12 protein-coding genes are annotated in these 13,470 nt (G+C 42.5%); 4 read left to right on the forward strand and 8 right to left on the reverse strand.

The window, feature by feature from the left end:
• Positions 1–7: 7 nt before the first annotated feature.
• The 4 genes from NST65_RS18240 to NST65_RS18255 all read right to left on the reverse strand — a co-directional run bounded on the left by NST65_RS18240 (position 8) and on the right by NST65_RS18255 (position 3,991).
• Entirely contained in the window at positions 8–1,189 is a 1,182-nt protein-coding gene (locus tag NST65_RS18240; protein WP_034281385.1) for a NupC/NupG family nucleoside CNT transporter, read from the reverse strand.
• 166 nt (positions 1,190–1,355) lie between these two features.
• Positions 1,356–2,027 carry a deoxyribose-phosphate aldolase gene (gene deoC / locus NST65_RS18245; protein WP_034281386.1) on the reverse strand — a complete coding sequence of 224 codons (672 nt, stop codon included), beginning with the start codon at positions 2,025–2,027 and terminating at the stop codon, positions 1,356–1,358.
• 84 nt (positions 2,028–2,111) lie between these two features.
• Complete coding sequence (locus NST65_RS18250; protein WP_251232373.1) at positions 2,112–3,056, reverse strand: sugar-binding transcriptional regulator; 945 nt, start codon at positions 3,054–3,056, stop codon at positions 2,112–2,114.
• A gap of 59 nt (positions 3,057–3,115) precedes the next feature.
• Positions 3,116–3,991 carry an aldose 1-epimerase family protein gene (locus NST65_RS18255; RefSeq protein WP_098677080.1) on the reverse strand — a complete coding sequence of 292 codons (876 nt, stop codon included), beginning with the start codon at positions 3,989–3,991 and terminating at the stop codon, positions 3,116–3,118.
• Between the two features lie 226 nt (positions 3,992–4,217).
• Between NST65_RS18255 and NST65_RS18260 the strand changes: the two genes are divergently transcribed.
• A complete protein-coding gene (locus tag NST65_RS18260) occupies positions 4,218–6,041 on the forward strand; it encodes an acyltransferase family protein (RefSeq protein ID WP_342489207.1) in 1,824 nt (607 codons plus the stop codon).
• A 27-nt stretch (positions 6,042–6,068) separates the two neighbouring features.
• Here the strand turns inward: NST65_RS18260 and NST65_RS18265 are convergent, their stop codons facing one another.
• Complete coding sequence (locus tag NST65_RS18265; RefSeq protein ID WP_342489208.1) at positions 6,069–7,166, reverse strand: saccharopine dehydrogenase NADP-binding domain-containing protein; 1,098 nt, start codon at positions 7,164–7,166, stop codon at positions 6,069–6,071.
• Positions 7,163–7,870, reverse strand: coding sequence for a class I SAM-dependent methyltransferase (locus NST65_RS18270; RefSeq protein ID WP_065214978.1), 708 nt, complete (start codon positions 7,868–7,870; stop codon positions 7,163–7,165). The genes NST65_RS18265 and NST65_RS18270 overlap by 4 nt, the downstream gene beginning before the upstream one ends.
• A gap of 129 nt (positions 7,871–7,999) precedes the next feature.
• Here NST65_RS18270 and NST65_RS18275 point away from each other — a divergent pair, with 129 nt between their 5' ends.
• Positions 8,000–9,007 carry a helix-turn-helix transcriptional regulator gene (locus NST65_RS18275; RefSeq protein WP_144496462.1) on the forward strand — a complete coding sequence of 336 codons (1,008 nt, stop codon included), beginning with the start codon at positions 8,000–8,002 and terminating at the stop codon, positions 9,005–9,007.
• 35 nt (positions 9,008–9,042) lie between these two features.
• Here NST65_RS18275 and yidA read toward each other — a convergent pair whose 3' ends face one another.
• On the reverse strand, positions 9,043–9,855 hold the full coding sequence (gene yidA, locus NST65_RS18280; protein ID WP_041118302.1) for a sugar-phosphatase: 813 nt from the start codon (positions 9,853–9,855) through the stop codon (positions 9,043–9,045).
• Between the two features lie 301 nt (positions 9,856–10,156).
• On the opposite strand from yidA, the gene NST65_RS18285 reads away from it, so the two are divergent.
• Positions 10,157–10,516: a MerR family transcriptional regulator gene (locus NST65_RS18285; RefSeq protein ID WP_024423948.1), complete on the forward strand. Its 360-nt coding sequence runs from the start codon at positions 10,157–10,159 to the stop codon at positions 10,514–10,516.
• Between the two features lie 130 nt (positions 10,517–10,646).
• A complete protein-coding gene (locus NST65_RS18290; protein WP_144496463.1) occupies positions 10,647–11,630 on the forward strand; it encodes a Gfo/Idh/MocA family oxidoreductase in 984 nt (327 codons plus the stop codon).
• A gap of 39 nt (positions 11,631–11,669) precedes the next feature.
• On the opposite strand, the gene NST65_RS18295 is transcribed toward NST65_RS18290, so the two are convergent.
• Positions 11,670–13,184 (reverse strand): PAS domain-containing protein, encoded by a 1,515-nt coding sequence (locus NST65_RS18295; RefSeq protein WP_101676610.1) that lies wholly within the window; start codon positions 13,182–13,184, stop codon positions 11,670–11,672.
• Positions 13,185–13,470 lie beyond the last annotated feature (286 nt).

The following is a 13,470-nucleotide window of genomic DNA, read 5'->3' on the forward strand; positions in this document are numbered from 1 at the left end:
TTTTAAATTAGAAAATTAAACCGACTACACCTGCTGTTAAGAAGCTGACAAGAGTTGCACCGAATAACAGCTTTAATCCAAATCGTGCGACGACGTTCCCTTGCTTTTCGTTTAAGCCTTTGACTGCTCCAGCAATGATACCGATAGAAGAGAAGTTCGCAAATGATACAAGGAATACAGAAATGATCGCTTCTGTACGAGCAGTGAAATGCAGACCGTCTCCAGATAGAGCGAGCATCGCAACAAATTCGTTCGATACCATTTTGGTTGCCATAATGCTTCCTGCTTGTACCGCTTCGCTCCAAGGTACACCAACAAGGAACGCAAATGGAGCAAAGACATATCCAAGTACATCTTGGAAAGAAACACCAATGACTGCTGTAAAGATACCGTTAATCATCGCAATTAATGCAACGAATCCAATCAACATTGCAGCAACAACAATCGCTACTTTGAAACCATCCATAATGTATTCGCCAAGCATTTCGAAGAAGGATTGTCTTTCTTCCTCGACGACTTCAAGCATGTCTTCGTCCTTAGACACTTCATATGGATTGATGATCGATGCGATAATAAATCCACCAAATAGGTTCAGCACAAGTGCTGTAACCACGTACTCTGGTTTAATCATTTGCATGTATGCACCAACAATCGACATCGATACCGTCGACATTGCAGATGCACATAATGTATAAAGACGCTGCTGAGGTAATAATCCAAGCTGTTTCTTAATAGAAATAAAGACTTCTGATTGACCTAAAATCGCAGACGCTACTGCGTTGTAAGATTCTAGTTTCCCCATACCGTTTACTTTACTAAGCAAATATCCGATTCCGCGTACGATAAGCGGAAGAATACGCCAATGCTGCAGGATACCGATTAACGCCGAGATAAAGACGATCGGCAGTAAGACGTTGATGAAGAAAGTGGACGCTTTATCATTCATTAACCCGCCAAATACGAAGTTGATTCCTTCACCGGCATAGCCAAGAAGCATTTGGAATCCTTTTGCAAAACCTCCGACTAGGAAGTTTCCAACACCTGTATTGAGCAGAATATAACCTAAAATAAATTGCAGTACAATCATGACAATTACTGGACGGAATTTCACTCGTTTTTTCCCATTACTAGCCAGCCATGCAATGGCGAGAATCACTAGCAAACCGATGATACCAATCACGTATTTCATGTTTTTCCTCCTTGAATGAATTCGTTTACATTAATGTGCTTGTATAGAACAAACCCTATTTTGTAAACAAAACGCGGAAGAAATTCCCAGAAGTGAGATCCTTCCGCATATGACTTTTTCATCATTTATGAGTCATGAATGTTATCCTACCATAGGATCGTATGAATTAATAGTCTTTCGAAGGAGCTGATTGATCCCCTTTGATAATGGAAACGCCTGCACTAGCGCCAATACGGGTAGCACCTGCTGCTGTCATTGCCTCAACGTCTTCTTTTGTTCTCACGCCGCCTGATGCTTTCACACCGATGTCAGGTCCTACTGTTTTACGCATTAATGCGATGTCCTCAGCAGTCGCACCGCCTGTACTAAATCCAGTCGATGTTTTCACAAAATCAGCGCCGGCTTTCACTGAAAGCTCACAAGCTTTGACTTTCTCTTCATCAGTAAGTAAACATGTTTCAATAATGACTTTCACTAATGCTTTGCCTTTTGCTACGTCTACAACTGCACGAATATCTTGTTCAACCACATCATATTCGCCGTCTTTCAATGCCGCAACATTGATGACCATGTCCACTTCTGTGGCACCGTTTTCAATGGCATCCTTTGTTTCGAATGCTTTTACCGCTGTTGTGTTTGCGCCTAACGGGAAACCGATGACTGTACATACATCTACACCTGTTCCTGCTAGTTCTTTCGACGCTAGAGATACCCAAGTTGGGTTTACGCAAACAGATGCAAATTGATGAGTCTTTGCTTCTTCAAGTAACTGCATAATTGCAGCTCTAGTTGTATCTGGTTTTAGTGCTGTATGATCAATGAGCTTCGCTATCGTCATGCTTCACACTTCCTTTTAATTATGATACTTTCATCATATATGACAGATGAACAATTGTAAACATAGTTATGAAATTTTGTTCATCTATTTTGTGACATTTAAAAGAGCCCTCGCTGTGTGCTGATCGATGATCAATACATTCGCATATTTTCCTCTTAGTGCGCCGTGTATAGAAGCCACCTTTCGATGACCGCCAGCGACAAGAATGGATCGTTCTTTTGTCCTTAAATCATCTAACTCCACGCCAATTGTGCGATTGTTAATGGTTTCACTGCAAATGCGTCCATCTTGATCATAAAAGCGCGAGCAAATGTCTCCGACACTGGATTGCTTGAGGAGCGCTTTTTCTTCTTCACGGAAATAACCTAGTCTAAACAAAAGTGCTTCATCTCTGACCGTTCCAACAGTAAACACAGCGATATTCGCCTGCTTGCCCATTTCAATAATTCGCTGAATATGTCTGTCCTGCTCAACCATCTCTTTGACGGCAGCACTATCAAATACTACAGGAAGCGGCAAATAACGCGGTGCTGTTTGAAAGGCCTCAGCAAACAGCTGGATGGTTTCCGCAGAATATGTATTCACATGAGAATGGCTGATTCCACCCTTGAGCTGGACAACCTCTACACCTTTTACCTGTTTAGGTTGCATCTTTTGTGCAATTTGATACATAGTCGTTCCCCAGCTCACGCCAACGATATCACCGTCTTTCACCGTTTCTTGCAAGTAATCTGCACCAAATCGGCTCAAATAATCGGTGATGGTTGGATAGTCGTCCTTCGGCGAAAACACCACATGAGCTTCGAGCAGGTCATATTTTTCCTTGAGCAATGAAGAAAGCTCATTTAAATCTTCAAACGGATCCATCACCGTAATCTGGACGTACCCCTTCTCTTTCGCATATTGAAGCAGCCGAGATACAGTCGGTCTCGACAGGTCGAGCTGTTTGGCAATTTCCTGCTGGCTGTAATCAGACAAATAGTAAAGCCTTGCCGCTTCAATACTCAGCTGTTGTTTCTCTCGATCCATTCATACGCCCCCTTTTTCTTCTATCATAACAAATTGTTCACCTCATCATGCACAAATGTTCATTTGAAGAAAATCGTATAAGCGGCATGAAAGGTCTCATTTTTTTCTAATGTTTGAATCCCAAACTTCTCCCTATACTGTCCATTCGTCCCTTCCATATCGGCGATGCCATACCACGGCTCAATACAAACAAAAGGAGCCATCGTTCCTTTTTCTTGATCATAAGGCGACCAAATGCCAACGAAAGGAAAGCCTGTGAGATCGACCTCAACTCCGTGACCTGCACCTGAAGTCAATGACACTCGATTGATATGGCTAAAGATCATCGCATCAAGCTGAAAAAGCTCCGGTCGAAGCTGGATCGACTCAAGTTCAATACCTTTTTCTTTCTCTCTGACAAGTGAATTCCGCAGTTCATATTGCACAGGGAGATGCTCAGTGGAAGGTGTCAATGTGAGTGAATAATCTGCTGTTTGCTCGCCTTCAAGAAGAGGAATACGAAATGCTGGGTGCCCTCCAATGGAGAAATACATCGTATCCTCTCCGTCATGATCAATTTCCCAGGAAATCTTCAGTCCATTTTCCAATAGTTCATAACGAATTCGCGCTGTAAATTCATACGGGTATTGCTTCACATGCCGGCCTCTTGATTCATATTGAAAGGTCACCGTATGCTTCGTTTCTTCATATAAATCAAAATTGACATCACGTAAAAAACCATGCTGCGTGAGCTCAAAGGTTTGATCGTCAATCTTGTATTGGTCATTCATTAATCGCCCAACAATCGGAAATAAGACAGGCGACACCCTGCCCCAATAAGCTGGATCACCAGACCACATATAGTGACGCCCGCTTTCCTTGTCAAGCACCTCCCTGACTTCCGCTCCTTTTTCATGAATCTGAACCAATAACTGATCATTTTCGATCGTTCTCATTCAACACATCCCCTTTCCTTCTACATTTATTATGACAGGGATTTTGGTTTTGAGTATCAAATTCGACATCTCTTAACCCATCAATTAAAAAAATTTTAAAAAAGATAGAAATTCGCCAACAAAATGTAATGCTGATTCGTCTAATCTTATATAAAATAAAAGAATCGTTGCTCTTTTGAATGAACAACAAAAAGAAGCGTTTGACATTGATGGGGGATTCATTTTCATGAACAGCAAGGAAAATCGTTTTCGTTATATTTTAGGATTAGATGGACTAAGAGCCGTTGCTGTATTGGCAGTCATTGCTTATCACTTACATATCGGACCCGCAAGCGGCGGGTTTCTTGGCGTTGATTTATTTTTTGTCATTTCTGGTTACTTGATTACAACGATCTTGTTACATAAGCAGGATTTAGGCTATCAAGAGCTTTTGCCATTTTGGATGGGACGGATCAGGAGGCTTCTTCCAGCCGCTTACATCATGATTTTTATAACCGTCAGCTGGTGCGCGATTGCTGGATCAAATGCATTATTGTCCATTCGTGGCGATGCCATATCGTCCTTTTTTTATGTCAGTAACTGGTGGTACATTTTTCACCAGCTTTCATATTTTGATAGCTTCAATGCCCTATCTCCACTGAAAAATTTGTGGTCTCTGGCAATAGAAGAGCAATTTTATATCATTTGGCCGGTACTGTTGATTGCAGGGCTGAAATGGGTAAAAAACAGATCCCATCTTCCTATGATCACCTTTGGACTTGCACTTGTCTCTGCCTTATGGATGGCGATTCTTTATTCACCAGATACCGATCCAAGCAGGGTTTATTATGGAACAGATACTCGTGCATTTGCGCTCCTGATTGGATGCAGCCTGGCATTTGTGTGGCCTATGCAAAGACTATCCAGCAAAAGATTACTTCCTGTTGGCAGACGTATTTTACATATTGCCGGTTTCGGTTCGTTTGCGATTTTCCTTTTTTGTGTTTATGCAGTGGACGATTTCGATGCCTTTCTCTATCAGGGCGGCATGCTTTTATTCTGTCTGAATGCGGCCATCTTAATTGGGTGCGTCTGCCACCCTGCAAGTCTTATAGGGAAATGGCTGTCCTTTCAGCCGCTCGTCTGGCTTGGTAAGCGGTCTTATGGTATTTACCTGTGGCATTATCCCATTATCGTACTGACCACACCGGTCATTGAAATTGGACAGCCTTCCATAGCGCGTGTCACATTGCAGCTCATCGCCATTTTACTAGTTGCTGAGGCTTCCTATCGCTTCATCGAACAGCCGATCCGCCAGCATGGCTTCAGACAATATTTTTCCTCTTGGTCTATTTGGAAAAAAGGAATCAAACAGTGGTCTACATCTAATAAGGTGTTCCTTGGGATCACCGCAGCTCTTTTGATCTTATTTATCATTGGCATGTCTAACTCGTCCACTTCCTCCCCACATGTGAAGGAAGTGACGCAAATTAAGACAGCACCGAAAAAAACAGCCGAACCACCGGAATCAAAAGCGAAGAAAAAGAAAGAAAAGCACGAAAAAAAAGCAGCTGATCAAAAACAATTTCACCAAGTTCTTGCCATTGGTGATTCTGTCATGTTAGACATTGCGCCGAATCTAGAAAAAGCATATAAACAAATCACCATCGATGGGAAAGTTGGCAGACAAATGAACGAAGCCGTCAGCATTGCCCCTCAATACAAATCATTTAATCAATCTGATGCCGCTGTTATCATTGAACTCGGCACAAATGGTTATTTTACTGAGGACACGCTGAAAGCATTCATTCAAAACTTTTCTAAGGCACATATTTTCCTAGTGAATACGAGGGTTCCAAGGTCATGGGAAAATGATGTGAATGCGGTCATTCAGCGAGTGGCTGATCAAGATCAAAATGTCACCTTGGTCGATTGGCATTCAGCCGCTACTGGACAGCCATCCTATTTTCAGTCCGATGGTGTCCATCTTTCAAAAAAAGGTTCTGACACACTGACACAGCTCATCACAGCAAGCATTAAGAAAAAAGGGGATGTGTCAACGTCACCATAAAAAGACTAGCAGAATGCTAGTCTTCTTTTATGCCGTCAAAAGGCTGGCCCTTATCGCTAATGTCTGCTCTTCCCTTGTTTTTTGATCCACCAAAACAAAATGCCCGTTCTCATATGCTAGTGAAAATAATTCTTCAATATGAAAAATCCCTGGCTGAAACCGCCTGTTCAATAAATGCAGGGCCGCAGCACAGGCGACTTGAGCTGTTGCTTGAGACTCGTCGTGTCCTTTTATTCCAAGCGCTGCATGATGAACCTTTTTCCCATCCGTCCCTGCCGCTTCCACTTTGACTGCATATTGATCTGTTCCCACTTGAGAAGATTGTATCATTGAAATGGCTCGATCCTTCATTTTCGGTAATGTAAGGAACGACGTCAGTCCAAGGCTCCTTGTGAAGGCCAATGCACCCGTCGCTAGACGTGAATCAAAACAAAGCCTTGTCGTCACAGATGGCACATGAATTGTGGAAGGCAATGTCTGTTGATCAGAGAAGGGGAATCGATAATCATACCGCTTTCCAAGCTGTCCACCAAAGTTGACCGGTCTGCCTCCAGTAAAGCTTTTCACTCTTTTCTGCTGATCATGTTCAGTGAGTTCATATTCAGTATGGACATGATCAATCGTCCATTCAATCGCGGCTTTTCCATGCTGATCCCCCAATCCAAGCATAATCCCAATATCTATTTGATCCACTGATGAAAGCATAGAAGCCGCTTTCGCAGCTAATAAATTTGTAAGACCGGGCGCGAGGCCTACACTGAGCAAAGCCGTTGCACTGATTTGCTGCTGATCCAGCTGTGCCATTTGCTCCATATACGCCCCTTTTGCAGAAATATCGATATAATCAATGCCTGCCCGCAGAACGGTTTCAGCAAATGACGTGTCTTCTTGATCGAGACACATGATCACCAGCTTTGTTTCATTCATCCAGTCAGAATCTAATGGCTTTCTAACATCTAGTTTGTAAGGACGGACTCTGCCTTTGGTCTGCTGTGAAAATTGTTCAGCCTTCTCATAGCTTCTCCCCGCCGCAACAATTTGCCCTTTATACACTTCACTTAACTGAAGACATATTTGCTGTCCAACATGTCCATAGCCGCCAATTACCATTACCTGTGATCTCATCTCTCATCCGCCTTTCTACGACCTCGCTTGCAAACAAGCCCTTTGATCATTCCTGCCTGAAAATAAGGTCTGATGTCTCGAAACCCCGCCTCAATTAAATGTCCCCTCATTTCCTCCTCAGGCACAGGATATGTTGCACGTCCCAGTCTGTCATGAAAGGACGAAAACACTTCTTTTCCTAGACCTTGCCGCTTCATGAAAAGAGACAGCATATGAAGCTCTTGCTGAAATGCGCTGGAATTCATCTCTCCTTGTATAAATGCTAGTACAAACGGGGCCCCTGGTTGAAGCCTTTGTGCAATCTCCTGTAAAAATGGCAGCCGATTTTCTACAAAATGAATCACGAGCAGGCTCACTGCGGCATCGTAAACAGCTTCAGCAGACACCTTGTTTAATGCGGTCTCATACCATGTGACACGCGTCTCCATATGGAGCTTTGAAACCCGCTGTTTCGCCATATCCAGCATAGATGCAGAGGGATCGACTCCTGTGATGAGCCAGTCTTCTTTTCTCTGAAGCATGTTGATGATCTCTTCGCCCCCACCCGCTCCGACAGTTAGAATAAGAGAGGCCGCTCCCTTTATTTCAGTTTCTAATACATCTACTGATAACTCATGCAAAAGGTGATAGCCGGGTACTTTATGTGAAATCGTTGCTGCGTATGATTCAGCAACAGGGTCGTGCCAATGCTGGTTTCCTTTCATATGATTCTCCTCCAGTTCCTTTCCGCTTTCCATCGTTTCCTGTACACTAACGATATGACATCTTTATTGTAAAAAGAGGCACCAGAAAAAACGATCCCTAAAAGTGGGGGTTTTTGAGGAGGAGATCATGTGGTCAATCCAGCCACTCATTTTCAGCAGCTAAGGCAGTACATTCGGGACGAACTTGCTGCTGTCATTGATTTTGATGCCGCCTGTATCACAACCATCGATCCAGCCACTCTCCTCTCGACAGGTTCCTACACTGATGAACCGATTGAAGAAATTCATGACCAGCTCTTTCAAAATGAATTTTTAAAAAAGGACGTGCATCAGCATGAGTTTCTAGCCAAAGGCCCTATTCATGCTGCGAGTCTCGTCCAAAGCGGAGAATATCTGAGCAGCGAGCGCTATCTGCATATTTTGATACCTAACGGTTGGTCTGATGAATTGCGGGCAGCCCTTGTGATTCAAGGAGAATGCTGGGGTATCGCCAGTCTTTATCGTCAACAGGGCAAGGAACCTTTTCAGAAGCGAGATATACAAGCAGTCATCGATCTAACACCGTCACTTGCAGCCAAGCTGAGAGATGAGATTTTCAATAAATGGGCCACTGAAGATGATGATGCGGCGGAGCAGCAAGGATTTCTCATTCTTTCAACTCATTACAAGCTTCTTTATGGAAATGAGACAGGGCTCCATTGGCTTCGTACATTTCAAGCCTTTGAGCAAATCCATGACCAAGCCGTCATGCCCCGCCCGTTCAGAGCATTAGGCGCTAAACTTTTATACGGCGGTACCGATCAAACAGCAGCAAGCATCACAAGAATGCCTACGGGGGTCTTTCTTTCCCTTCAAGCCTTTCGATTGGCGCAGGCTGACAGGCAGGAGAAGGCTGTCATGATTCACATCAAACGAGCCCAAACAAATGATATTCTTCCTTATGCAGCGAAAACGTACAGGCTGACAGAAAGAGAGATGAACGTCCTCGACTGCTTATTAAAGGGCCAGTCGACAAAGGAAATTGCGAGTACGTTATATATTTCACCCCATACCGTTCATGATCATGTGAAAGCGATGCTGCAAAAGACGAATTTAAGCAGCAGACGTATGCTTGTTTACTTTTTCTCCAATATATAAAAAAGCGGCTACCGCACTGGCAGACCGCTCTTTTCTTATTTTCCTAAAACCAGCTCATGCAGGACATGTGCTACTCCGGCTTCATTATTAGATTTTGTTACAACATCTGCTACGGCTTTGACATCATCAATGGCATTTCCCATAGCGACGCCGCAGCCCGCAAACTCTAGCATTGAGACGTCGTTCCCGTTATCACCAATAGCCATGACTTCTTCACGAGGAATTCCCAGCTCCTTCGCTAGAAGCTTCACGGCATTTCCCTTACTCACATCAGGATGCAGGATTTCAAGGAAGAAATCTGTACTTTTCACCATCATATACTTTTCCTTCACTTCAGATGGGATGGCTTGTATCGTTTTTTCCAAACGTTCTGGCTGATCAATATACATCATCTTCGGAAGCCTCATAGATGAATCTGCCTCTTCGACAGGTAAATACTTAAGCGGCAGTTTTGTTAAATAGGATTCAAGAACTGTGTATTCACTAATATCGCGATTCGGTGTGTATAGATTGGCTGAATCGAAATAATGCATCGGTGTATCCAGCTGACGGCTCAATTCATATAAAGAAGCTAAGTCATCATAGGATAATGTCAGCTCTGACACCACTTCATTTGTATGGCTGTTTTGAACAAGTGCTCCATTATACGCGATCACATAATCTCCCTCTTGATTAAGCTGAAGATCAGCTAAATAGCGATTTACTCCGCCAATCGGCCGGCCTGTACATAAGACAATTTTAATTCCTTCTGCCTTAGCCTGTTGAATGGCTTCAAACACTTCATCCGGTACCATATGTTGATCATTTAATAACGTACCATCCATATCAATTGCGACTAATTTATACATTCACTGGTCCCCTTTTCTCAGCAAAAACGTGCTGTCACTATTTTGAGCCACCATTACGATGATGACAGGTTATTTCATTACTATTTACCTATTTTAGCCTATCGTTTTTTCTTCACGCTGTCTACTTGTTCATATCTGTAACAAATATCACATGAGTCTACTCTATTATAACGCATTCTATTCATCGCGCTGATCCCCCATTTGAAACTAGTAAAACAGAACAATCGTCCACCACTATAGAATGTTTTGAAACGAGTAAATCTAATTGTATGATGGATAGCAAAGAAAGGAGGTGCAGGGAATGATTACGTTTACGAGAGGTAAATTGTCAAAAATGTCTGGTGTACATATTGAAACCATTCGTTTTTACGAAAATGAGGGAGTGCTCCCAGAGCCAAAGAGAGCACATAACGGCTATCGTCTATATGATAAAAAATATGTACTCATGCTGTCATTTATCACGGAAGCGAGAAAGCTAGATTTCTCGCTTAAAGAAATTCGTGAAATTATCAAATCACTTTTCGAAAAAAAGTCAAAAACAGAAGCTGAACAGCTGCTCGAGCAAAAAGTCGAAGATATCCAGCACTCTATTCAAGAGTTAAAAAAAAGGAAGGCAGCTATTCAATTGTTAACAAAGCAAACATTAGCAAATATCAGCTGATTGTAAGGGCTGCCAAAAGGTGTGCCGATGTTGATCACTGGCACACCTTCGCTCAGGTATCTCAGTACACGTTCAATGAAAACATCGGTTATACTAGAGTCAGCTTAAACGAGTGGAAGGGGTTTTGAGAATGAACATCGCAACCATCGGAACAGGTATCATTGTGGAAGGCTTCCTGCAAGCGGTTGAACAGCTCGACGGTGCTTCTTGTCACGCTGTCTATTCAAGAAAGGAAGCAACGGCAAAGAAGCTCGCAGACAAATTTGGGGTGCAGACAACTTATACGGATCTAACTGCTATGCTAGAAGATCCTCACGTAGAAGCCGTTTACATCGCATCACCGAATCGTTTACATAGCGAGCATGCAACGAAAGCATTGAAACACGGAAAACATGTGATATGCGAAAAGCCTTTTACCTCTAATGTGAAAGAGCTGGAAGCCTTAATCGCTCTCGCAAAGGAAAAGCAGCTTCTCCTATTTGAAGCCATTACGACCGTTCATATGCCAAACTATCATTTGATCAAAAAGCACCTTCATCAATTAGGTAAAATCAAACTGGTTCAATGCAACTATAGTCAATATTCAAGCAAATATAATCAGCTGCTAGCCGGCGAAACGCCAAATGTCTTTAACCCTGAGTTCTCTGGAGGAGCGCTGATGGATATTAACATCTATAATGTCCATTTCATCATGAACCTCTTTGGATCACCAGAGCAAGTCCGATATCAGGCAAACCGCCATCCAAACGGTATTGACACATCTGGTGTTTTGACGTTCACTTACAATGATTTTATTGCGACAAGTGTCGGCAGTAAGGATACAAGCAGCATGAACTTTGCATTGATTCAAGGAGAAAAAGGCTTCATTCATGTGAAAAATGGGGCGAATGGGTGCGAGGAAGTGCTGCTGCATGTTGATGACAGGGTCATCTCACTCAATGCACAGACGAATCCAAATCGGCTGTTTTATGAAGCAGAAGCTTTCCAGCAGATCATTGAAACAAAAAATCATGAACAGTGCTATGCATGGCTTGATGAAAGTCTCTCCGTGATGAAAGTTCTTGATGCCGCAAGAAAAGATGCAGGTATTGTTTTCCCAGCAGATCAAATTTAATGAAAAAAACCGCCTTCTATGAGAGGGCGGTTTTTTTCATTAAATACTCTTTGAATACGCCACAAGACGCTGAGACATGTGATTCACTTCATCGACTGCAGCATTCACTTGCTCTGTTAAAGCAGCCTGTGTTTGCGTAAGAGCTGTCATATTCGAGATATTTTCAAGAATTTCATCAATTTGTGTTTTCATTTCCGTTAAACTAGATTCGATATTTTCCGTTGCATTGGCACTATGCAGCGCCAGCTTCCGTACTTCATCTGCAACAACAGAGAATCCGCGGCCCTGTTCACCAGCTCTAGCTGCTTCGATTGCAGCATTCAGACCAAGCAGGTTCGTTTGGTTCGCCACTTCTTTGATTAAGTCAGAAATGTTTTTCGTCTCATCTGCACTATTTTTTGCTAGATTTGCGGCAGACGTTGACTGCTCTTGAGCTACAGCAAGCTCCTGTGCTTGATTTGTCACAGAGCTAATGCCCGATACCATCTCGCTAATAGAACTTGAAAGCTGTTCTACTTGTGAAGCCATTTCATTCGCTGTTTTCTCTTTGTTTTTTTCTAACGTGATGTCACGAATGGTTCCTGCTACACGAAGAGGAACACCTTTTTCATCACGAATGGTTTCACCACCCGCATGATACCAGCGGTACTCCCCATTTTTGCGCTGCAATCTGTAATCAATATCAAACGGTGTGCGTCCAGAGTGGTCATTTAAATGATCTGCAAAGGCTTGAAGAGCCATTTCTTGATCTTCAGGATGCAGACGGTCGCTCCAGCTGCTTAACACGTTCGGGAAATCTTTTTCGTCTGTAAAGCCAAGCGTTTTTCTGAACTGCGGAGACCACCAGAATTCGTTATTTGGATTGACTGGATCACCGGCCTCTACCACCATGTCCCAAGGAGCTTCGACAAGCGCACGGTTGATTAAGTCATATCTTGTGACGAATGCTTGCAGCTCTTCTTCTTTCAATTTCTGATCATGGATATCAAAAAGAGCTCCCGCCACACGAAGAGGGACACCATTTCGATCACGAACGGTCGTTCCAGTTGCTTTGAACCAGCGATAATCTCCATTTTTCAACTTCAATCGATATTCGATATCATATGGCGTACGCCCTGAATGATCCAATAAATGCGAAGAAAATGCATCTAATGTATATTCTTGTTCATCCGGATGTATTCGAGATGCCCAGCTGTCTAATAGATTTGGAAAATCGTGCTCATTTTGAAAGCCGAGCATTCTGCGGAATTCATCCGTCCATGTGAATTCATTTTTTGGATTGACCGGGTCTCCAGCGATGACGACCATATCCCATAAGCCAACTTGAATGGCTTTTGTCACTAATTCCACCCGCATTTGAATATTTTCATGTGCTTCCTGCATCTTTTGCAGCGCTTCATTCATTTGTGCCACTGCTTCTATTGTTTGGCTAGAAGAAAATGCAGCAGTATCTAATCTTGCTGAAAGGTCTCCCTTTTCGATTCGTTCTATTAATTGGCTGCTTTCACTCAGAAGGATTCCAGCCGATGAATCATTTGCTTTTTTCATAAACATCTTTCATAACTCCTTTCAACTCTTACATTTTTGAAATATTTTACAGTTATAAACAATTCTTTATTAGGACTTTAGTAATACAAAAGATATATCGACAAAAACTGAAAATTGTTTATGTCATAAATAAGGCAAATGTTCATTTATTTGAAGTTTCATTTTTAGAATATGGATGAAATAAGGGAATTATGGATATAAGTATATGTTTTGATAGAATCAACCACTATTTTTGTCTGAAAAATCTCTTTTTTTATATTGACACTGACGTCTTGAAAAAAGAAAATGGAAC

It is taken from the genome of Bacillus sp. FSL P4-0248 (assembly GCF_038593305.1).
Classification (GTDB): Bacteria; Bacillota; Bacilli; order Bacillales; family Bacillaceae; genus Bacillus; species Bacillus safensis.